This is a genomic window from Synechococcus sp. UW179A (assembly GCF_900473965.1).
Taxonomy (GTDB): Bacteria; Cyanobacteriota; Cyanobacteriia; order PCC-6307; family Cyanobiaceae; genus Synechococcus_C.
This window is the reverse complement of the sequence record NZ_UCNJ01000005.1, coordinates 78944-101282: the sequence shown is the minus strand read 5'-3', so window position 1 is coordinate 101282 and position 22339 is coordinate 78944. Positions and strand designations below refer to the sequence as shown.

The window sequence follows — 22339 nt, the reverse complement described above, 5'->3', positions numbered from 1 at the left end:
ATCTAGGTGGAATCTAGAATGCCATCACGGTGCCGGTGGTCCTGGGGGCGTGGCGGAATCGGTAGACGCACGCGACTTAAAATCGTTTGGGATGAAAATCCTGTGGGGGTTCAAGTCCCCCCGCCCCCACCACCAGCACTGATACAAGCCTTTTCGTCATGGGCATTCCAGATCACCCTTATTAACTTCAGAAACATGAGGGTGTTTCGTTCATGTCAACTTCGGTGATCTCCAACGCACAGCTGGGCGAGGAACCTGCAGAACTCATTCGTTGCCGCGAGCGTGACAATGGGCATCAACCCTGGGATCGATGGGGCACCTATCTCAGCGACAGGCAGTGGGGCACCGTTCGAGAGGACTACTCGGCAGATGGCAATGCCTGGGAATCGTTCCCTTTCGACCACAGCCATTTGCGCACTTACCGCTGGGGCGAGGACGGCCTGCTCGGGATCAGTGATGAGCAGGGTCTCCTCTGCTTCGCTCCGACCCTTTGGAACGGAAAAGACCCTGTTCTGAAGGAACGCCTCTTCGGTCTCGGCAATCCTGAGGGCAACCACGGTGAAGACATCAAGGACATGATGTACCACCTGGCCGGAACGCCTACAGGAAGTTATGCCAAAGCGTTGTATCGGTACCCCCAGAAAAGCTTCCCTTACCAGCAACTGAGAGACGAAAACCGTCGCCGCGGTCGAAACGAGAACGAATTCGAGCTGGTTCACACCGGAATTTTTGATGACAATCGGTTCTTCGATTTGGAGGTGGAGTACGCCAAAGCCTCGCCGGAAGATGTAGTCATCCGTTTGACCCTCACCAACCGTGGACCAGACAAGGCTGCACTCCACCTGCTTCCCACCCTTTGGTTTCGCAACACGTGGTGCTGGGGTGAGAACAGGGAGAACGACGGCAGCACCCCCTCGCTATGCGTGAAGGACGATCGGCTCGTGAGCAGTGCTGTTGAGGGACTGGGCTCCTACAGCCTGAGTTGCAGCGAACAAGGGGCCTGGCTGTTCACCGAGAACGAAACCAACACCCTGCGGCTTTACAACCAGCCTTTGAAGCAGCCCTACGTGAAAGATGCCTTTCACCGGTATCTGATCGAGGGAAAGGTCGATGCCGTAAATCCGGATCAGACCGGAAGCAAGGCTGCTCTCCTCCTGCAGCGCAATCTCGATCCCGGCGAGGTTTGGCAAGTGGATCTCAGACTCTGTCGACGTGACCCAGACGGGAACAAGATTGAGGGCAGCATCGAACCCGCCGCGACAACCGCCCTTATTGAGCAGAGACGTCAAGACTGGCAAGACCACCTTCAATGGGTGGCCCCAGGCCTGAACGATGAAGACCGAGCCATTCATGCCGCTGCGGCAGCTGGTCTGTTTTGGTGTCGCAAGTACTACGACTGGTATGTGGCCCGCTGGCTACGAGGCGACAGCAATTCAGCCAAACCACCAGAAGAGCGGTGGCATACCGAAAACGCCTATTGGCGCAGCATGCGAGCTCGCAACATCATCTCCATGCCCGATTGCTGGGAGTATCCCTACTTCTGCCAGTGGGATCTGATGTTCCATGCCGTGGCTTTTGCAGAGCTTGACCCGGGTGAAGCCAAGCGTCAGTCACGCATGCTGCGCCAGGCCTCCTACACCGCAAACAATGGCCAGTCCCCGGCCTATGAATGGGCACTCTCCGACGCCAATCCACCGATCGGAGCCTGGGCAGCACTGCGCATCTTCTTAATCACCGAGCGCTGCTACGGCCGCAAGGATTATCCGTTTCTGCGTGCCAGCCTCCGCGAACTTCTGCTGGAATACGGCTGGTGGGCTAACCGTACCGATCGCAATGGCGACAGCCTGTTCGAAGGTGGCTTCCTTGGACTCGACAACATCGCGATTTTCGATCGCCGTTATCCGCTGAAGGACGGAAGCCGCATCGAACAGTCAGACGGTACGGCCTGGATGGGCATGCTCAGCCTGAACATGCTGGAGACATGCGTTCTGCTTTCCGAAGACAGAGAGGAATACGAAAGCCTATGCGAACGTTTCGTCGCTGACTTCAGTCGTCTCACGTACGCCTTGAACAGTCCCACAGGGCGTGGCTACGTCAACTGGGACGAAGAGGATGGGTTCTATTACGACGTGCTCAAGCGGCCGGACGGAAGCACTGATTACCTCCGTACACGCTCTCTGAGCGGGCTGATTCCGCTGCTTGCAGTCGCCACGTTCGATGCCGCGACAGTGGGCGAGATCCCATCCCTCGATGTGCGCAGGTATCTCAATGAACTGGGCGAAGATCGCGGAGCGCCTTTCGATGCGATTAGCCATCTCGGAACATGGCATCACGATCGCGTTCTGTACTCAATCGTGCCTCCTGATCGACTGCGTCGGATTCTCACCCGGGTCTTCGACGAAGAGGAGTTTCTATCCCCTTACGGCATCCGCAGTCTGTCCAAGGTGTACCAGAAGGCCCCATATTCCTATCAACAGGGTGACGACTACGCCACGATTAGCTTCAGTCCTGCCGATAGCCCTGTTGCCATGTTTGGCGGCAACTCCAACTGGCGAGGTCCGGTATGGATGCCGATTAACTATCTGCTAATTGAGGCGCTGCAGAAGTTCGGTCACGTTCTCGGTGACGAATTCAAGATGGAGTTTCCAACCGGTTCAGGCCGTGAACTGAACCTCTGGCAGATCTCGCTAGAACTGGAGCATCGATTGGTCGGAATCTTCCGACGAGATGAATCGGGTCGACGCGCCTTCAACGGAGACGTGGACCTGTTCCAGAACAACGCTGCTTGGCGCGATCTTTTTCAGTTCAATGAGTACTTCAATGGCTGCAATGGTGCTGGCGTAGGCGCTAGTCACCAGACAGGTTGGACCGCCGTTGTCGCCAAAATGATTACTCAACTACAACGTTGGCGGTGACGGGAAGGGATGATCTCCCTAGCTTGCAATTAGTGCGTTAGGCCCCGTTGATGGATCACGTCACCCTCGCCGCCAATCGCCATACACCGATTGAACCGAATGCTGACCACTTTGACGTGGTGATCATCGGCAGTGGCGCCGGCGGTGGCTCACTGGCCCGTGCACTCGCCAGTTCTGGATATTCGATTTTGATCCTGGAGCGTGGGGGCTGGCTACCGCGGGAGCCACAGAACTGGGACCCGGCGGAGGTGTTCCAGAAAGATCGTTATGTCTCCACTGATCACTGGCTGGATAAACACGGCAAGAGCTTCCAGCCTGGGAGCCACTATTTTGTTGGCGGCGCTTCAAAGATGTACGGAGCTGCCCACTTTCGCCTAAGAGAACGCGACTTCGAGTCGGTGATTCATGTGGATGGCGAATCACCGGAATGGCCAGTCAAGTACGACGTTTTCGAGCCGTATTACCGCAAAGCAGAGGAGTGGTACCACGTGCATGGACTGCGTGGCGAGGATCCGACCGAGCCACCGGCCTCCTCTTCCTACCCCTACGCGCCAATCAGCCATGAACCGCGCATGCAGAAGCTGGTCAACGACCTGCGCTCCGCAGGCTTGCATCCATTTCACGCCCCGACAGGAGTCGCCCTCAACGAGGTCAATCCAGCCTTTAGCGACTGTGTGCGCTGCAACCGCTGCGATGGCTTCCCTTGTCTGGTACATGCCAAGGGTGACGCTGAAGTAATGGGGGTGCGACCTGCCCTCGACCATGACAACGTCATGCTGCTCACAGAAGCAGAAGTGCTCAGGCTCAACACCGACAGCAGCGGCAGACAGGTGACGGAAGTGGTGGTGAACCACCAGGGTGAGCAACGGCGCTTCAAAGGTGACATTGTGGTGGTCTCCGCAGGAGCCGCCAATTCAGCACGATTGCTGCTGATGTCGGCTAACGACTCTCACCCCAAGGGACTGGCCAACAGTTCCGACCAGGTGGGCCGGAATTATATGTATCACAACTGCAAGGCAGTGGTAGCTCTTGCCCATGAGCCCAATACCACGGTCTTCCAAAAGACGGTGGCAGTTCATGACTGGTATTTCGGAGACAAAGACTTCGACTTCCCCATGGGCAATTTGCAAATGACGGGGAAAACCAATGGGGCAATGATGAAGGGTTACAAACCACTACTCACCGCACCTGCACCCACCTGGGGCATGGACCGAATCGCGGAACACTCCATTGATTTCTGGCTTCAAACCGAAGATCTGCCACGACCCGACAACCGCGTCACAGTGAATCAGGATGGTCAGATCAAACTCAGCTATACACCCACCAACAACAAAGCCTCCCAGGAACTGGTCAACCGACTGGAAGGCCTACTCGACAAGCTTTATCTGAAGAATCACTTGGCTGAACGGCAGGTTTACTTCGCATCCTCCATGGACATTGCGGCAGTGGGACACCAGTCTGGAACCTGCCGTTTCGGAGAAGACCCAGCGACTTCGGTGCTGGATACCAACTGTCGCACGCACGATGTTGACAATCTCTATGTCGTTGACACCAGCTTCTTTCCCAGCAGCTCAGCGGTGAATCCATCACTCACCGCCATTGCCAATGCCATCCGGGTCGCGGATCACCTCAAGGAGAGGCTGGGCTGATCAGCCCAGCAATGTCTGTAAGCGAGGAGCAATCAAGATCAAATCCAAGCTGTAAGGTCCGCCACCCGCGGTGATGAGCACTAGACACATCACCACGTACATAGCAGCTTTCTCCCAACTCGGGGGTTCTCCTGTTCCCATCGGGCCGGCATAGTCACCATCAGGAATCTGGAATGGGTCTGGGGCAATGAAGGGAAAGCCATTGCTGATCTCCAGCACCATGGCGTAGAGCATCGACACGGCAATGGCCACTGCGGCGAGCGGCGTCAGCACGCCGAAGATCAAAGCAATTCCCCCCGCCCACATCGAAAAGGCAGAAAGGAAACAAAGCCAGGCCGGTGTTTTCATGGCATTGGCCCAAATCCCAAGGTTGGTCAACTTGGGCCAGCCATGGCGGATGAAAACAAAACCGGTAAACAGCCTCAGGATGAGTAGCCCTCCAGCGGCCAATCCGTCGGGTGACGGGGGAGCAATCAGGGAAATGAGGTCCACCGCTTATCGAGCATTTTCTAAACGCTAGAAACTATGAGGCCGATGAAATTTGAGGATTGGCTTAAGAGTGGATCCAGATCCTGTGGCCATCTGGATCGCATTGCAGGCGACCGGTGCCAGCTCCAGGAGCATGCATCAGGATTTGCGCATACAGCGCATCCTGCGGTTTCAATGAAGCGGCGGTGGGTTGCTGCGGTGGTGGATTGAGATAACGCAAAAACTCCACACCACAGGGTGATGATCCACTCACACCATGAATCGCAACCCTGGCATTAACGAGAGCGTCCAAACGTTCCTGTTCAACGCCTCTATTCAGCGTGGCGTAGCGCAGTTCCAAGCCAAGCTCAACACCATAGAAAGCCAGGCTCCGATCACTGTCGCTGATCGCAATGGCACTGTGATCAAGCCCCTGAAACAATTTCGGCTCAGGCTGATGCCAGCGCGGATGTCCCTGATCCGGCGGGAACCACAGCAGCTCCATGGCATGACCAGCAGCGTTGCGGAACTTCCATGCTGCAACACCGTTCGGCAACCACTGCGGTGACTCAGAAATCGGAACGACGTGGGGCATCAACCGCTCCGCAGCACGATTCATATCGCTCACCACAATGGCCACATGCTGAAACCAGAGGGTGTTGGACGGTCCCGGATCGACTTGGGAATTTGGATCGACTAACTCAAAGGAGACATAGTCGAGCTTTTCACAACCCAGTTTGTAATGCCGTATCACAGCTCTGCCCTCGGCGAGTCCGAAACGGCGTTGCAGAGTGTCTCCGGCCAACTGAGACTGACCTTCGTCTGTCACACCCAGCACGTCCAAGAGTGGATCAAGACTGCCGGGCTTGGGCAGCGAGAAGGCCACTCCTTCGATGGAAGGTGCTTCGTGATGAATGTCAGTCATGGATCAATCAACACAACTGACGAAGTCTTAGCGCCGTTTGCCCATGGAACACTGACGGGGGCAGAGAAAACGGCTATTGAAGGGCTGTTCTGTCCTGACTGTCATGACCACTCAGGTTCCCAAGGCGATGACATCCCTCTGTCTGCGTGACAAGGTGATCGTCGTAACCGGAGGCAATTCCGGCATCGGCAAAGCGATCGTGGAAGCAATTGGCTCCCTGGGCGCCAAGGTGGTGATCGATTACCGCTCCCACCCTGATCGCACTGAAGAGTTGGTCGAGGAAATCGGTGAGCTGGGCGGCCAGGCGATTGGCGTGCAGGCTGATGTTGGAAAACTGGATGATCTTCAGCGCCTCATCGATACAGCGGTGAAGACCTTCGGGAAGGTTGATGTGATGGTGAACAACGCAGGCATCGAGACCCGCACCTCGATCCTCACCACAACTCCCGATGACTTCGACAAAGTGCTGAATGTGAATCTGCGTGGCGTGTTCTTTGCAACGCAATACGCCGCAAAGCAGATGATCGCGCAGGGAAGCGGTGGGCGCATCATCAATATCTCCTCAGTGCATGAAGACTGGCCCATGCCTGACAACACGCCCTATTGCGTCGCCAAGGGAGGCGTCCGCATGCTCACCCGTACAGCAGGAGTTGAACTAGCGGGGAAAGGCGTCTCGATTGTGAATGTGGGTCCTGGAGCAGTGGCAACACCAATCAACGACTCCACCATGAACAATCCCGAATTGCTCGCCAAACTCGATGCCGCCATCCCCATTGGTCGGATGGCGGAGCCCAATGAAATCGCGTCTGTAGTGGCATTCCTCGCGAGTGACGGTGCCAGCTACATGACGGCAACCAGCGTGTTCGCAGACGGCGGCATCATGATGAGCAGCCCTGGACTCTGATCGTCGCTTGGTCGAAAACAACGAACAGGAGCTGGCAAGCCTGAGGATCACTGTTCAAAGGATTTCCTGTGATTCAAAAAGACAAAGTTGAACAAGAAAAATACGACAAGCGGATCACTTTTAACCATTACCACGATCAATCATCGTCCCTCTGACTGAAGCAGGAGAGGCAATCCATCTCGGAATTACTGCCAACTCTCAAAACCCAAGCATTCCATCAGGCAACCACTTACGCCCAACGTCAAGACATCTTCACGGCATCCCATGCGACGATCAATTCTCACTGGAACTATTTTTATTATTCTTGCTTTTCTTGCAAACACTACACAGAGTGTCTTTGGCAAATACGTTGACAAAAGCCTGTCGGTTGAGATGTTCTCATTTGGCACATTCCTGGTCGCATTCATTCTTCTTCTACCCATAATTTTATTTCGAAAAGGTAGAGACCTCCCAACGGAACAAGGTCGCTATCACCTGCTCAGAGCCGTTACAGGCATTACAGGATTCCTGCTCTTCATTGCAGCAGCCCAGCTCACCACACTTGTAGATACGAATGTTCTGGTTAACACCACTCCGATTTTTATTCCGATCCTGGCACTGCTCTTCCTCCACCAGCACATACCCCGAGCGGTATGGATCGCCATCATCATCGGTTTCGTTGGCGTTGTTGTGATCGTGAGGCCCGATGCCAGCATTTTTTCCAATCCGGGGAACCTCGTCGCCCTGGGAGCAGGCCTGGTGACAGCTATTGAATTTTTGGCAGTCAATCACCTGGACAAAACGGAATCACCTCTGACCCAGTTGTTCTATTTCCTGCTATGTGGAGTAGTCGTTCTCGGGCTGATCTCGATCGGAAAATTCAACTCTGCACCAGAGTGGGCTTATTGGATGATGCTCGGGACAGGGCTCTGTCTACTGGCATTCCAGTTCCTTTTGATCAAGGCCTATCAATTCGCAAAGCCACACGAGATTGGAGCTTTCCAGTACATCTCGGTTGTATTCGCTGCAATCTACGGAGTCGTTCTTTTCAAAGAAACGATTCAGCTCGAAACCATCGTCGGCGCGATCCTTGTCTGCGTCGGTGGAGTCATCAGCATCACCGGCTCAACAAGCAAGTCCCTCCCGAAGACCGTGTCCTGAAAACAACCAACACGTAAGGCACTCAACCGAATGGTCAATGAAACTCGGCAGTCCATTCCAGTGCTTCTCCCGCATGGAAAAGAAGAGGCCACTCACTGTCGGGTAGAGCGTCATCCCCGAGGCAAGCAAATCTCGGTGGAGTAAGGCGCGCAGGCACGGATTGCTGCCGTCGAACCAGCGTGACGGTATCGGCGTTGAGAGGCAGGCCGTAAAAGCGCGGACCATGCTCGCTGGCAAAGCCCTCGAGCTGGTCGAGCGCGCTTGCCTGTTCAAAGACAGCGGCGTAACTCTCCAATGCATGAAGCGCATTGAAGATGCCTGCACACCCACAGGCGGACTCCTTGCCGGAGCGAGGGTGGGGGGCGGAATCCGTGCCGAGGAAGAAGCAGGGCAGACCACTGGTCGCGGCCTTCACCAACGCCCTTCGATGGCATTCCCGCTTCACCACCGGAAGACAATAAAAGTCACTGCGCAGCCCGCCCATGAACATGGCGTTGCGGTTGAGATGCAGATGATGCGGAGTGATTGTGGCGGCGATGCGGTCATCACCACTCTGATAAGCCTCTCGGATGTAGGTCGCCGACTCCTCAGTGGTGATGTGCTCCAGCACGATCCGCAACTGAGGATGGCGCTGGCGCAATGGTTTCAGATGCCGTTCGATGAACAGGGCTTCACGGTCGAAGACATCAACATCAGGGTCCGTGACCTCACCGTGAATCAGCAGGGGCATGTCGATGGCCTCCATGCAGGTCAGCACCGATGAGATCTTGGACAGATCACTGACACCGGCTGCTGAATTGGTGGTTGCATTGGCGGGATAGAGCTTGGCCGCTCGGAACACATCCTGAGCGAATCCCCTCGCCAGCTCATCAGGATCGAGATCGTCCGTGAGATAAGCCGTCATCAGCGGCTCGAAGCTGATCCCCTCAGGAAGGGCCTCCAGAATCCTGCTGCGGTAGGCCTCAGCTGCATCCACCGATGTCACCGGTGGGCGCAGGTTGGGCATCACGATGGCCCGGGCAAAGGTTCTGGCTGTGGCAGGCAGCACAGCCCGAAGCATGGCTCCATCCCTGAGGTGCACATGCCAGTCATCCGGACGGCGAAGCACCAGGGACGTTGGAACCTCCGCCAAGTCAGACCTCCTGAAGCACGGGGAGCTCCCCCACAGCACGACGAAGAATCTCTTCCCGATCTTCGCTCACATGATTCTCGGGCAGAAGCTCAAGCAGCTTGAGCTTTTCGAGGCGATTGCGTGTTGAGCCGTTCATCACAACCAGATAAACAGAGCGGCCCACTTCAACAGCTTCCTTGATGGCGTTTTCAAGGGCTAGTGATGCAGTTACTCCGAGATGGGAGACCTCGGTCAGGTCGAACAGAACGGCTTCACAGTCTTCGATGGCATTGTGTTCGCGGCTAATGGTCTTGGCCACACCGAAAATCATCGGACCGGTGAGCTGGAACAGCAGCAGACGTCCCGCCGCCTGATCTAGCAGTGCTTGCTGATCCTGAGGTAATTCAACGTCATCATCTGTGGTGCTAATGGTTTTCACACCCCTGGCCTGCAGGGCTGTCATCCGTTCGATAGTGAGCACATTGGCTACGAAAACGCCGATAAATACTGCCCAGATCAGGTCAACCAGCACTGTGAGCGCAATCACTCCATAGGTGATGCATGCCGCTTTGATCGAAAGGTGATGCGCGCGCTGAAGGAAGCTCCAATCAATAATGTCAAAGCCCACCTTCAAAGCGATTCCTGCCAGCACCGCCAGAGGAATCTGTGCTGCCAGCGGCGCTGCCAGCAAAATCACCAGCATCAGGATCAGGGCCCGGACGATGCCTGACAGGGCCGAGCGCCCCCCAGCCTGAATATTGACCACGGTTCCCATGGTGGCGCCCGCTCCTGGCAGTCCTCCGAACAGACCCGACATCACATTGCCGAGGCCTTGGCCAATCAGTTCCTTGTTGGAATCGTGCTCGGTGCGAGTCAGGCTGTCAGCTACCACCGACGTGAGCAGGGCATCGATGCATCCCAGCATGCCGAGCACGGCACCATTCACCACCATCAAACGGATCTGATCACCCGAAAAGGTCGGGGGATTGAAACTGGGAAATTCGGCTGTGAATTCGGGAATCCTGCGCAGTTCAATGTCACCAAAGAGAGTGAGCGACAACACAGTTCCCACCACGAGTGCCAGCAATTGAGGAGGACAGAACCGCTTCAACTGCTCGGGTGTGAACCAAAGGATCAACAAAGTGATCACCGCCAGCCCTAGCTCAAGAGGCTGAATGCCCGAGATCAGTTGCGGCAGAGCGCTCAGCGTCCCAATCACGCCACCGGGAGGACTGCTTTGTCCCAGGAAAGGAGCTAGCTGCAGAATGACCAGAATCACACCGATCCCAGACATGAAGCCCGAGATCACCGTGTAGGGCATCATCGTGATGTATCGGCCCAGACGGAAGAAACCGAACAGAATCTGAAAAACGCCTGCCAGCACCACAACGGTGAAGGCCATCGCTAGTGCAGTGCCCCTGTCGGGAATCTGGCTTGTGAAACTGAGAATCACGGCGGTGAACACCACCGTCATGGGACCGGTTGGCTCGGATATCAGCGTGGGAGTGCCACCAAAAAGCGATGCCACCAGGCCAATGATCACAGCACCCCACAGCCCTGCAGCGGCTCCAGCACCGGAGGCCACACCAAAAGCAAGGGCCATCGGCAATGCCACGACGGCTGCCGTTACACCACCGAAAACATCCCCGCGGACGTTGCGTGTGCTGATGTGATTCAGGAACACGCCAAACCGTAACGAATGTGGCGGAATGCTAATTCCCAGTCTGCGTAATGGACTGAATCCACGCAGCCTCGCTCCCTGATGGGCATTGGTTGGCATCGCACAATGAGGCCAGGCCGCTGCTCACGATGCCTGACTTTTTGACATCCGCCCTGGAGGTCCTCATCGGGATCGGCCTGTTGTTTGCAGGAGGCGAAGTCTTCGTCCAGGGGGCGGTGACGCTGTCGTTGATCTTCGGAATCCCTCAACTGGTGATCGGATTGACGGTGGTGTCTTTCGGAACCAGTGCTCCGGAGTTGTTCGTCAGCATCAGTTCCGTTCTACGTGGCTTGGATTCCCTGGCGGTGAGCAACGTGGTGGGCAGCAACATCTTCAATGTGATGGTGGTGCTTGGCAGCAGTGCTGTAGTGATGCCACTGCGCGTCGAAAGCCGCCTCGTCCGCAGGGATGTTCCTGTGATGATCGCGGTTTCTGCGGCGGTCTGGGGCATGGCCTCAGCGGGGAGGGTGACCTGGCAGTCGGGGGTGGCACTGCTGCTAGCCCTACTGATCAATTCAATCTGGGAAATCCGCACAGCCCGTGAGGAGCCAGCCGGCGTTGAAGGGGCCGAACCCGACGTGAACCCCGACCAGGGCAAGCGCGGCATCCTGAAAGCAGTGATGTCTCTGCTGCTCGGTGTGTTGCTGCTGGTTGTGGGATCGCGAGTTCTCGTCAGCGGTGCCAGCGGAGCCGCTGCTTATCTAGGCGTGAGTGAGGCTGTGATCGGACTCACGATCGTGTCCGCCGGCACCTCGATGCCGGAACTGATCACCTCGCTGGTGGCTGCAATCAAGGGGCGAACCGATCTGGCGATTGGCAATGTTGTTGGCAGCAACCTGCTGAACCAGCTGCTCGTGCTGGGCGCCAGTTCACTAGCAGCTGCTGGAGCCGGTGGTCTGCAGGTGAGTCCCCTGCTGATTCAACGCGACATGCCTGTGATGGTGCTGACCGCACTGGCCTGCATGCCGATCTTCTGGACCAAAGGGCAGATCACCCGACTGGAGGGTGGAATCCTGCTAGCCCTGTATGTGTTTTATGTGGTGGATCAGGTGCTGCCACGCACTCTGCCCAACTGGCAGGACGAATTCCGACTGGTGATGCTCTGCGTTGTGGTTCCAGCTGTGATTGTCGTGATTGTTGTTCAGGCTGGGCTGTACTGGCGACAACTACAACGCAAGCGGATCAAAGAGCCCAACGAGCTGAGCTGAGCTGAGCTGAGCTGAGCTGAAAGTGCTCGGATTGAGAGACATGTCACAGCATCAGGAGAATTCGTTCACGAAAGGATGACTGCACCCTGAAAGCTGTTCATCCTTAGAGAGCGTTGCGCGGCTTGCCGATGCTCGAGCTGCTTCCACCTCTCAACGATAAAAATCTGCCCTGGCTGGATGTCATCCATCCAATCATCGTTCATTTCGTGATCGCGATGGCGCTGATCACAGTTGTGTTCGATTTATTTGGTGTGATTACACGAAAGCGCAACCTCTTCGAGGTGAGCTTTTGGAATCTGGTGGTGGCCACAGTCTCCATCTTTGTGGCCATCATCTTCGGTCAGATCGAAGCAGGTCTGGCCAGTCCCTACGGAGCAGCACGCGACATCCTCAACTACCACAGCACGATCGGTTGGTCACTGGCTGGTGTGCTCGGGTTGTTCACTGGATGTCGCTACGTCGTCAGACAGAAGGATCCCACTCGTCTGCCAGCAGGATTTCTGGTCATTGATGGCGTGCTCGCCACGCTGGTGTTCTGCCAGGTTTACCTGGGCGACATGCTCGTTTGGGTTTACGGGCTTCACACCGTGCCAGTGGTCGACGCCATCCGCAGTGGAGCGGTGTCATGAACGCCACGATCCCGTTGCCAATGATGGCGATTCCGTCTCCCATCAACGAGATCGTCGATCAGCTCGGCGCCAACGATCTCCCCTACACCATTCCGATTCACCCGAACCTGGTTCATTTCACGATCGGCTTGTTTGCGATCGGAATCGCGTTCGATTTCGCAGGTGCGTTCTATCCCCTGGAAAAACGCGTGTTCCGTTTCCTGGCACTGCCAGTGACACGAACCGGTTTCCATGACGTGGGTTGGTACAACGTGCTGGCCTGCAGCGTGATCACCTTTTTCACGGTGGCCGCAGGCTTCTTTGAAATGCTTCTGGCCGTGCCACTGCCAGGCATTCATAGCGTCATTGGCCAGAACGCCATCGACACCATGCTCTGGCACGCCATCGGAGGGGTGGCACTGCTGCTGATCATCGTGGCGATGACCATCTGGCGCGGATACCTGCGTTTCGTCTGGCGCAAGGACCTTGGTCGCCAGGTGACCTGGCTTTATCTCGCCTGTGGGGCGGTCATCCTTTTGGTGATGGGTATTCATGGAAGCCTTGGTGCCTGGCTCGCCAGTGAATTTGGTGTGCACATCACGGCGGATCAGTTGCTGGCAGCTGGAGCCGATCTCAAGGAGGCACTGCCATGACATCGACTCGCCAGAGTCCAAAAAAAGGCCTTCCGCTCAGGCTGCTAGCCGTGATCCTGGTTTCTGCAGCGCTGGATGCGGCGTTGAGCTTCCAGGTGTCGCGTTGGGCCTATGGCTGGCTTCCAGTGCCAGCATCCACGGCTGCGCCGTATGTCGATAATCTCTTCAGCCTCGAGGTCGGAATCGGCTGCTTCGTCTTCGTCGGCTGTGTGGGTTTCATTATCTGGTCGTTGTTATTTAGTCGCGCTGAGAAGTACGACGAGAGTGATGGGCTTCCGATTGAAGGCAACCCCAAACTTGAAATCACCTGGACGGTGATCCCCTTTGTCATTGTCATGTCGCTGGCCTTCTATTCGATCCATGTGAACGAAAAGCTTGCCTCGCTCGGGCCCAAGCAGAAGTACGACGTAGCTCTCAATCAGTCTCCCGATGCTGTCGCCACCCTGGACGCTCGTCGAGACATCGGACCGATCGAAGTGATATCCAGGCAATGGTCGTGGGAATTCGTCTACCCCGATGGTGTGCGCAGTTCGGAACTGCATCTACCACTCAATCAGCGAGCCAACTTCCTGTTGATCTCCGAAGACGTTCTTCACAGCTTCTACATCCCTGCATTTCGCCTCAAGCAGGACATCATTCCAGGAAGCGTGATCTCCTACAGCATCACGCCGACCCGTGAAGGTCGCTTCCGACTCCGCGACGCCATGTTCAGCGGCGCTTACTTCTCCAACAACCAGACCGACGTGATTGTCGAGTCGGAAGAGGCGTACGACTCCTGGCTGACCAAGACAGCCAAGCGCCCACTCGTCCAGGGCCTCAGCCCAGGCACCCCTCTCTACGAAAAACGTCTCAAGGACGGCGACCGTGGATGGGCCACCGTTCCCCCTGCCCCTCCACCGATGGTCAACGACCCCGGTAACCCCGAAGCGCCCCACGACGCCTGATCCCGATGACCAGCACCAAATACGACCCCAGGGTGCTCAAAGCGCCCCACCCAGTCCCAGGCGCTCCCGACAACTGGAAGCGTTTCTTCAGCTTCAACACCGACGCGAAAGTGATCGGGATTCAGTACATCGGTCTGGCACTTTTCTTCCTGCTTGTAGGAGGCCTGCTTGCCATGGTGATGCGTGGTGAATTAATCACTCCGCCGGCGGATCTGGTGGATCCCAGTGTCTACAACGGGCTCTACACGATGCACGGAACGGTGATGCTGTTCCTGTTTCTGTTCCCGGTCCTGAACGGATTCAACAATCTGTTGATCCCCACCATGATCGGTGCCCCAGACATGGCCTTCCCCAAACTGAATGCTGCTGCCTTCTGGCTGGTGCCAGTTTTTGCTTTCGTGCTGCTGAGCAGCTTCTTCGTACCTGGCGGACCCGCTTCATCGGGTTGGTGGTCCTATCCACCAGTGAGCATTCAGAACCCCCTCGGTCACCTGATCAACGGCGAATTTCTCTGGATCCTGGCCGTTGCGCTTTCCGGCGTCTCATCGATTATGGGTGCCATCAACTTCGTCACCACGATCATCCGCATGCGGGCACCAGGCATGGGTTTCTTCAAGATGCCCGTGTTCGTGTGGACGGCATGGGCAGCGCAGACCCTTCAGCTCATCGGTCTCCCGGCACTAACGGGAGGCGCCATCATGCTTCTGTTCGACCTCAGTTTCGGAACCAGCTTCTTCCGACCTGAAGGAGGAGGAGATCCAGTGCTTTATCAGCACTTTTTCTGGTTCTACTCCCATCCTGCGGTCTATGTAATGGTGCTACCTGTGTTCGGCATCTTCTCGGAGCTGATCACGGTTTATTCACGCAAACCCCTTTTCGGCTACAAGTTCGTGGCATTGGCCTCGTTCATCATCACCTTCCTGGGCCTGATTGTCTGGGTCCATCACATGTTCTATACGGGAACACCGCAGTGGATGCGCAATCTGGTGATGATCACGACCATGCTGATTGCCGTTCCCACCGGTGTGAAGGTGTTCGCCTGGCTGGGAACACTCTGGGGGGCGAAGATCCGTCTCACCACTCCAATGTTGTTTGTTCTGGGCGGACTCGTGAATTTCATCTTCGGAGGCATCACCGGCGTCATGCTGGGCACGGTTCCCATCGACATCCATGTCGGCAACACCTATTTCGTTGTCGCCCATTTCCACTACATCATCTTCAACACGATTGGATTCGGAATCTTCGCCGGTATCTACCACTGGTTCCCAAAATTCACAGGCCGGATGTACTACGAAGGTCTAGGAAAAATCCACTTCGCCCTTACCTTCATTGGCGCAACCCTCAACTGGCTTCCGTTGCACTGGGCCGGCCTTTACGGCATGCCACGTCGAGTGGCCTCCTATGACCCGGAATTCGCCCTCTGGAATGTGATTGCCAGTATCGGTGCATTCATGCTGGGAGTAGCCTCCATTCCCTTCATTCTCAACATCGTCAGCTCCTGGGCGAGGGGAGCGAAGGCTCCCGCCAATCCCTGGAGAGCCATTGGCCTGGAGTGGTTACTTCCCTCGCCACCTCCTGCAGAGAATTTCGAGGACGATATTCCCACTGTGATCAGTGAGCCCTATGGCTATGGCCTGGGCAAACCCCTTGTCGAAGACGAGGAGTTCTATGTCCGACGTTCGATGGAGGCCTGATCCATGACAAGCACCAATGCTGATCTACCGCTGAATCATGTACCCGGACATATCAAGCACGACGGGCACAATCTCACTGGCTTCATCATTTTTCTCTGCTCGGAAAGCATTATCTTCCTGGCATTTTTTGTCGGGTATTCACTTCTGAAGATCACCAGTCCTGAATGGCTTCCTGAAGGTGTCGAAGGCCTCGAGACACGAATGCCCTTGATTAATACAGTCATTCTTGTGAGCTCCAGCTTTGTTGCCTATTTCGCAGAGCGCTATCTGCATAAGGAAAATCTCTGGGGCTTTCGGGCCATGTGGCTGCTCACAATGGCCATGGGCAGCTACTTCGTCTATGGGCAGTATGTGGAATGGTCGGAGCTGGCGTTTAGTTTAAGCAGTGGAGTTTTCGGAGGAACGTTTTATTTACTGACCGGCTTTCACGGCCTGCATGTGATCACTGGAATCCTGCTGATGGGCCTGATGCTGGCGCGTTCTTTCCGGCCCAACAACTACGCCAAGGGGGATATGGGCGTCACAGCAGTGAGCCTGTTCTGGCATTTCGTGGATGTGATTTGGATCATCCTTTATCTGCTGATTTATGTGTGGCAGCGAACCAGCTGATCGCCGTCTGAATCACTCAGTTCTCAACGACATCAGCCACCCATGATCATCGACGACCGCCATTACGACATCATCATCATCGGGAGTGGTGCAGGAGGAGGCACTCTGGCGGGTTCCCTCAGCCGCGAAGGACGCAGTGTGCTTTTACTCGAGCGAGGAGAAGCCGTGGAAGCGGGTTGGCAAAAGCGTCCGCGTGTCAAAGATGAACTTTGGTTTGGGCCTGATGGGGATCCCTTTTCACCCCAAACTTTTTACGCCCTCGGCGGAAATACCAAAATCTGGGGAGCCGTGCTCGAGCGCATGCGCGAAAAGGATTTCATCGATCTGCCGTTGCAAGAGGGAGTTTCGCCGGCATGGCCCTTCGATTACAACCATTTAGCGCCGTACTACGACCAGGCTGAGACGATTTATCGGGTTCATGGCAAAGCTGGCGTTGATCCCACAGAACCGACACGCAGCAAAGGATTTGAACGTTCACCGCGCCCGGTGTTGCCATTCCTGGAAGAACTGCGGGATGGGCTTCTGCGCCAGGGTTGTCAACCTTATGACCTACCTCTCAGCTGGTCAGACAATGAAGAAAGCCCAGTGGGTGATGCGGAGCTCTGCGGACTAGCGAATGCCGATACCAGCAATCTAGAGATCCGCTACAAGGCAAAAGCTCTAAGGCTGCATGTGAGTCCAAGCGGACGTGAGGTGAAGAAGGTGGAGGCGGATGTGGACGGAGAAATCTGGTTGTTTTCCTCCGATCTAGTCGTGCTGGCAGCAGGTGCGATCAACACACCTGCCATTCTGCTGCGATCCGGCAATGAACGTCACCCTCGCGGTCTAAGCAACAAGTCGGACCAGGTGGGCAGAAACCTAATGAACGTTCAAATCACATCAATCCTGCAACGTTCCGCAGCACCCAACAGCGGCCTCTACGCACGGTCTTACGGAGTGAACGACTACTACTGGGGAGACAAAAATGTGAGTTTTCCATTAGGGCATATTCAAGCTGCTGGAGGTGTTCTTCAGGACGCTCTATTTGCTGAATCACCACCTGTCCTCTCTCTTGTCAGCAAACTAATCCCCAATTTCGGCATCAAGCGCCTTGCTTCCCGCACAGTGGCATGGTGGGCCATGAGCGAGGTTCTTCCTGATCAGGAGAACAAGGTGTGGCTTAACAAGGACCAGATCCGCATCAATTATCTCCACAACAACCGTGAAGCTCATGATCGACTGGTTTACCGGTGGATCGACACTCTCAAGGCCGTTGAAGCCGACCCGGGCACCAACGTGGTGACGTCAGAACCAGTTCATCCTCGTGGAGAAGCACCTCTCAGCGTGGTGGGTTTTGCATGCGGCACCTGCCGCATGGGGGATGACCCTGTCGCATCGGTGGTGGATGCAACAGGAAAGTGCCATGAACTCGACAACGTCTATATCGCCGACAGCAGTGTGTTCCCGAGTTGCCCAAGCGTGGGGCCTGGTCTCACCACTATCGCCTTGGCACTACGAATGGCAGATACTCTTCATCAGAGACTTCAGAACTGATCCAGAGACGGCTCCCACTGTGAGCTGATCAGCTCATCCTGAATCAGTTCTGACGTGATCAGCCCATAGTCACGAATTCTTCCGAGACTGTGGGATGCAGAGCCATCGTGCGATCAAAATCTGACTTGGTCGCCCTCATCCCAACGGCGATCGCCGCCATCTGAATGATCTCTGCAGCATGTTCACCGACCATGTGACAGCCCAGCACGCGCTCAGTTTCAACCTCGAGCACCAGCTTGAGCAGGCAGCGCGGGCCACGCTTGGGTAAGGCCTGAGCCATGGAGCGGAAGCGGGCCCGATACATCACCACCCCATCGGGGCCGTATTGGGCGATGGCGTCTTCCTCCGACAATCCCACCGTCGCCAACTCCGGCTGACTAAATACGGCACTGGCCACCAATTGATGGTCCACCTGTCGCGGACGGTCTCCGTAGACGCTGTCTGCGAAGGCGCGACCTTCATCAATCGCCACTGGAGTGAGGCAGATGCGATCGGTCACATCACCAACAGCGAACACATGGGGCACATTGGTGCGCTGATCAGCATCAACGGGAATGCGATTGCCCTGGATCGTCACTCCCGCAGCATCGAGGTTGAGACCCTGCAGAAAGGGTCGTCTTCCAGTAGCCAGCAGCACCCCTCCGCAGGCGATTCGATCGCCGCGATTGGTTTGCACAACCAGGTCTCCCGGCTTTCCCTCAATCGCTTCAGGGCCTGTGGAGAATTGCACATTCACACCTTTCTCAGCCATACCCTCCTGCACAACAGCTGCAAGTTCGGCATCAAAACCGCGCAATAGATGCTCGCGACGCACCAGCTGTGTCACTTCGACACCAAGGCCACTGAGAATGCCGGCGAATTCGCAGGCGATGAAGCCGGCACCCACCACAACCATGCGCTCCGGGAAACGCTCGAGCAGAAACATGTCGTCGCTGACCCAGCCCAACTCAACTCCTGGAATATCAGGCCGCTGAGGGCGGCCGCCGACACCGATCAGAACCCTCTCTGCATGCAGGCGTTGCTCTGGAGCACCACCGGGATCAGCGGAGACAAGGATGTGATGGTCATCCTCAAACCGTGCCCAACCTTTGATCAGAGTGACTTCGGCCTTCGCCAAAAAGTCAATATGCATGGCATTGAGGCGATCCACCTCAGCTCGCACATTCGCCAGCAACTGGGCTGAATCAATCCGGACCTCAGACGGATGGACGCCGTAACTGGAGGCCTCCTTCATCTGCTCAGCCATCTGGGATCCGTAGACCAGCAGTTTCTTGGGGACGCACCCCCTAATCACGCAGGTGCCGCCAACCCGATCCCCTTCCACGATGGCCACGCGAGCACCATGACGTGCCGCCCGCTTGGCGGCCGCCAGGCCACCTGAACCGGCTCCGAGCACCACAAGATCAAACGACTGGTCCACAGCAACTGACGCTCAACTACCAGGCATTCTGATGGGTCTGGTTTGCAGCTCTTCTCAGGGTGCGATCAGGATCAGCAAACCAATCAATTTGTGGGATCCGCATAGGGTTAGATCCGTCGAGACCTGGAGTCCAGTGTGCATCTGCCTCGCTACGACCGGATTCCTGATCATGACGATGACCACAGTCTGATCGAAGTCAGTGTGAAAGATCTCCAGCCCACACAGATGTGCGTCGGGCTTGCGGAAGTGCGGAGTCGTCAGAAAGACTTCAGTCAGGAAAGCAGCAAAGAACGGCTCGAGTATCTGCGCGGCAAGCCGGTGCCCTTGGTACGCAACCTCCTCGGAGAGCTCTGGATGGTGGATCGACACCACCGTCTGAGAGCACTGCTGGAGATGGACCCCAATGTCACCACCTATGGCTACGTGATTGCTGAGCTTGACAGCGACAACCGCCATGCAGCCCTGCTGGCCCTGCAGGATCGGGGCTGGCTCTATCTCCATGACGGACGCGGCAATGGGCCCTGGGAACCCTCCAAGCTGCCCCAGTCATTGCTGGGCCTCGAGGACGATCCCTATCGAAGCCTCGTTTGGAAACTCAAGAAGGAGGGTCTGATCAAGCCACAGCGGCTGATCCCTTATCACGAGTTTCGCTGGGGGGCATGGCTACGAACCCGCCCTCTGCCTCCGTTCAGTTCCTCGCAACTGGAGCCGGCTCTGCCGGCATCCCGAAGGCTGGCTCAGTCGCGAGCTGCCGCTCATCTGGCCGGCTGGACCGGGAAGAGCTGAACGATGAAGAGGTGTTGTCTGCACCACTGCACAGTGCAACGAGGATCCACGAATCAAGCCCCGCCCATGCGTCTTCTGACTTCAACCCTGGCCGCAGCTGTACTGATCACAACATCAACTGCAAAAGCCCTTGAGATTAATGGCCAAACCAGTTTTGTGACAGTGCCGACGCAGGCAAAACTCACCAACTACCGGTGGTACGCCTTCGAGTGCTGCGCCGTTTACTACGTGACTCTGGACTTCCCAGAGGGCGCTGGTGCCGATCTGGGAGGAATCAACCTTCAGCAGATCCGTGGCGCCCAGGCCGCTTTCTATTACGGAGCCGTGCCGGTCAAGGCCTTCATCGGCACTCCACGTCGTGAAGGGAAATCCATTGAAGTCAAGGCGGAATTCAGCAATGACGCACGCTCTGTCGACATCAGATTCGACACAGCGGTGCCCCCTGGAGAGACCGTCACGATCGCCTTTCAGGCAGGCGTGAACCCACCGGATGACATCTACACCTTTTCGCTGACGGCCATTCCTGCAGGGCCGAATCCGATCCATCAGATGGTGGGCGTGGTTCAGATGGAAATCTTTGAGCCCGTGTACTGAGGATGGAGGCAGCGAAACGAAAACCCTCAACGCTTTCGGCGTGAATCGATCTGCAGCAGATCACGCACCCTCTGCACCTGACTGGCCAGCTGAGGATCAGTACCGAGCTTCTTCTCCACCTGCTCAATGGCATACATCACCGTGGTGTGATCCTTTCCACCAAAGGTTTCACCAATCCGCGGCAGGCTGAGCCCGGTGCCCTGACGCATCAGGAACATGCCAACCTGCCGGGCCTGACTAACCGCCCGGCGACGACTGCTGCTGCGCATGTCATCAGCAGTCACCCCGAAGACCTCCGACACCTTGTTGATCACCTGCTGAGGTGTGACATCGACACCCTGACCACTGGGATCGAGCATGGGCGCAACGGATTCAACCGTCATTGGCATCCCGGTGATTGAGGAGAAAGCGACCGCCCTCGTTAGCGCACCTTCCAGTTCGCGGATGTTGGAGGTGAAACGACCTGAGATGTACTGAATCAGATCCCTGGGCAGGGAAACACGTTCCTGTTCCGCCTTTTTCTGCAGAATCGCCATTCGCGTCTCAAGATCCGGGGCCTGGATGTCAGCGATCAAACCCATGGAGAAGCGCGAGATCAGACGTTCCTGCAGTCGAGGGATCTGGCTGGGGGGACGATCGCTGGCGATCACGATCTGTCGGCCTGCCTCGTGCAGAGCGTTGAAGGTATGGAAGAACTCTTCCTGGGTGTATTCCTTACCCTCGATGAACTGGATGTCATCCACAAGGATGAGATCAGCGGCCCGATAACGATCGCGAAAGGCCTGCATGCCGTCTTTGCGGATTGCCACGATCAGGTCGTTGGTGAAGGTCTCGGTGGAGACATAAAACACCTTGGACTCAGGATCAATCTCGAGGCGGTAGTGGCCGATGGCCTGCATGAGGTGGGTCTTGCCGAGGCCGACACCTCCACAGATGAACAGCGGATTGAATTCTCGTCCAGGAGCCTCTGCAACAGCAAGGGCAGCAGCATGGGCCATGCGGCTGTTGGGCCCCACAACGAATCGATTGAACACGTAACGCATGTTCAATCCCGGCAGACGACGGGGCGTCCTGGTCCCAGGGGTTGGCGGTGCCAGCGGAGACGGCACCACTGCTGCTGAAGCTGCCGGCATGACAGCTTCAGGTGTCGAACCTGCCTGGGGTTCCTCGGCATCACGCGCCAGAACCGACACCGTCACAGGCTGACCAATGATTTCACCAGCCACATCAGCGATGGTGCTCGCGTAGTTCTTGCGCAGCCAATTGCTGGCAAAGCTGTTGGGCGCCAGCAATGTGAGAGTCCCTTCCCGGAATCCGCTGCACTGGGCAGGGCGGATCCAGGTCTCGAAAGTTGGCTTGCTGAGGTTGCTCTGAAGGGCCTGCTGAACCTTGCTCCAAAGCTCACTGCCCGTCAGCACTGCATCCTCCGATTCACGGTGGCTGAATCTACGCACCTCA

General features: G+C 56.3%; 19 protein-coding genes and 1 tRNA gene. 14 read left to right on the top strand and 6 right to left on the bottom strand.

Annotated features, from left to right (window positions below):
• Window positions 1-43: 43 nt before the first annotated feature.
• From DXY31_RS02770 to DXY31_RS02760, 3 genes are all read left to right on the top strand, one after another.
• Window positions 44-132: transfer RNA gene (locus tag DXY31_RS02770), tRNA-Leu, on the top strand.
• 80 nt (window positions 133-212) lie between these two features.
• A complete protein-coding gene (locus DXY31_RS02765; RefSeq protein ID WP_114991842.1) occupies window positions 213-2915 on the top strand; it encodes a glucosidase in 2703 nt (900 codons plus the stop codon).
• A 50-nt stretch (window positions 2916-2965) separates the two neighbouring features.
• Window positions 2966-4564 carry a GMC oxidoreductase gene (locus tag DXY31_RS02760; RefSeq protein ID WP_114991944.1) on the top strand — a complete coding sequence of 533 codons (1599 nt, stop codon included), beginning with the start codon at window positions 2966-2968 and terminating at the stop codon, window positions 4562-4564.
• Here the strand turns inward: DXY31_RS02760 and DXY31_RS02755 are convergent, their stop codons facing one another.
• Both DXY31_RS02755 and DXY31_RS02750 read right to left on the bottom strand, forming a co-directional pair.
• Window positions 4565-5056: a DoxX family protein gene (locus tag DXY31_RS02755; protein WP_114991838.1), complete on the bottom strand. Its 492-nt coding sequence runs from the start codon at window positions 5054-5056 to the stop codon at window positions 4565-4567.
• Between the two features lie 61 nt (window positions 5057-5117).
• A complete protein-coding gene (locus tag DXY31_RS02750) occupies window positions 5118-5957 on the bottom strand; it encodes a VOC family protein (RefSeq protein WP_244279476.1) in 840 nt (279 codons plus the stop codon).
• 127 nt (window positions 5958-6084) lie between these two features.
• Between DXY31_RS02750 and DXY31_RS02745 the strand changes: the two genes are divergently transcribed.
• Together DXY31_RS02745 and DXY31_RS02740 are read left to right on the top strand one after the other, a co-directional pair.
• A complete protein-coding gene (locus DXY31_RS02745; protein ID WP_114991940.1) occupies window positions 6085-6861 on the top strand; it encodes a glucose 1-dehydrogenase in 777 nt (258 codons plus the stop codon).
• Between the two features lie 264 nt (window positions 6862-7125).
• Complete coding sequence (locus DXY31_RS02740) at window positions 7126-8001, top strand: DMT family transporter (RefSeq protein WP_114991836.1); 876 nt, start codon at window positions 7126-7128, stop codon at window positions 7999-8001.
• A 34-nt stretch (window positions 8002-8035) separates the two neighbouring features.
• On the opposite strand, the gene pyrC is transcribed toward DXY31_RS02740, so the two are convergent.
• Both pyrC and DXY31_RS02730 read right to left on the bottom strand, forming a co-directional pair.
• Window positions 8036-9133, bottom strand: coding sequence for a dihydroorotase (gene pyrC / locus DXY31_RS02735; RefSeq protein WP_114991834.1), 1098 nt, complete (start codon window positions 9131-9133; stop codon window positions 8036-8038).
• 1 nt (window position 9134) lies between these two features.
• Window positions 9135-10796 (bottom strand): SulP family inorganic anion transporter, encoded by a 1662-nt coding sequence (locus tag DXY31_RS02730; RefSeq protein WP_114991938.1) that lies wholly within the window; start codon window positions 10794-10796, stop codon window positions 9135-9137.
• A gap of 125 nt (window positions 10797-10921) precedes the next feature.
• Between DXY31_RS02730 and DXY31_RS02725 the strand changes: the two genes are divergently transcribed.
• The 7 genes from DXY31_RS02725 (at window position 10922) to DXY31_RS02695 (ending at window position 18081) form a co-directional block, all read left to right on the top strand.
• Complete coding sequence (locus tag DXY31_RS02725; protein WP_114991831.1) at window positions 10922-12040, top strand: calcium/sodium antiporter; 1119 nt, start codon at window positions 10922-10924, stop codon at window positions 12038-12040.
• A gap of 128 nt (window positions 12041-12168) precedes the next feature.
• Window positions 12169-12669: a DUF2231 domain-containing protein gene (locus DXY31_RS02720; RefSeq protein ID WP_114991829.1), complete on the top strand. Its 501-nt coding sequence runs from the start codon at window positions 12169-12171 to the stop codon at window positions 12667-12669.
• On the top strand, window positions 12666-13301 hold the full coding sequence (locus DXY31_RS02715; protein ID WP_244279472.1) for a DUF2231 domain-containing protein: 636 nt from the start codon (window positions 12666-12668) through the stop codon (window positions 13299-13301). The genes DXY31_RS02720 and DXY31_RS02715 overlap by 4 nt, the downstream gene beginning before the upstream one ends.
• Window positions 13298-14245 carry a cytochrome c oxidase subunit II gene (locus tag DXY31_RS02710; protein WP_114991826.1) on the top strand — a complete coding sequence of 316 codons (948 nt, stop codon included), beginning with the start codon at window positions 13298-13300 and terminating at the stop codon, window positions 14243-14245. Before DXY31_RS02715 ends, DXY31_RS02710 begins: the two co-directional genes overlap by 4 nt.
• Window positions 14246-14250: 5 nt before the next feature.
• A complete protein-coding gene (locus DXY31_RS02705) occupies window positions 14251-15939 on the top strand; it encodes a cbb3-type cytochrome c oxidase subunit I (RefSeq protein ID WP_114991822.1) in 1689 nt (562 codons plus the stop codon).
• A 3-nt stretch (window positions 15940-15942) separates the two neighbouring features.
• Window positions 15943-16548 carry a heme-copper oxidase subunit III gene (locus DXY31_RS02700; RefSeq protein ID WP_114991818.1) on the top strand — a complete coding sequence of 202 codons (606 nt, stop codon included), beginning with the start codon at window positions 15943-15945 and terminating at the stop codon, window positions 16546-16548.
• 42 nt (window positions 16549-16590) lie between these two features.
• Entirely contained in the window at window positions 16591-18081 is a 1491-nt protein-coding gene (locus DXY31_RS02695) for a GMC oxidoreductase (protein WP_114991815.1), read from the top strand.
• A 58-nt stretch (window positions 18082-18139) separates the two neighbouring features.
• On the opposite strand, the gene gorA is transcribed toward DXY31_RS02695, so the two are convergent.
• Complete coding sequence (gene gorA, locus DXY31_RS02690) at window positions 18140-19501, bottom strand: glutathione-disulfide reductase (protein ID WP_114991812.1); 1362 nt, start codon at window positions 19499-19501, stop codon at window positions 18140-18142.
• A 135-nt stretch (window positions 19502-19636) separates the two neighbouring features.
• Between gorA and DXY31_RS02685 the strand changes: the two genes are divergently transcribed.
• A complete protein-coding gene (locus DXY31_RS02685; RefSeq protein WP_244279470.1) occupies window positions 19637-20287 on the top strand; it encodes a ParB-like protein in 651 nt (216 codons plus the stop codon).
• 66 nt (window positions 20288-20353) lie between these two features.
• The gene (locus DXY31_RS02680; RefSeq protein WP_114991933.1) at window positions 20354-20881 is read left to right on the top strand and encodes a DUF2808 domain-containing protein; all 528 of its coding nucleotides are present in this window, start codon (window positions 20354-20356) and stop codon (window positions 20879-20881) included.
• A gap of 26 nt (window positions 20882-20907) precedes the next feature.
• Here DXY31_RS02680 and dnaA read toward each other — a convergent pair whose 3' ends face one another.
• The gene (gene dnaA / locus DXY31_RS02675; RefSeq protein WP_244279468.1) at window positions 20908-22335 is read right to left on the bottom strand and encodes a chromosomal replication initiator protein DnaA; all 1428 of its coding nucleotides are present in this window, start codon (window positions 22333-22335) and stop codon (window positions 20908-20910) included.
• Window positions 22336-22339 lie beyond the last annotated feature (4 nt).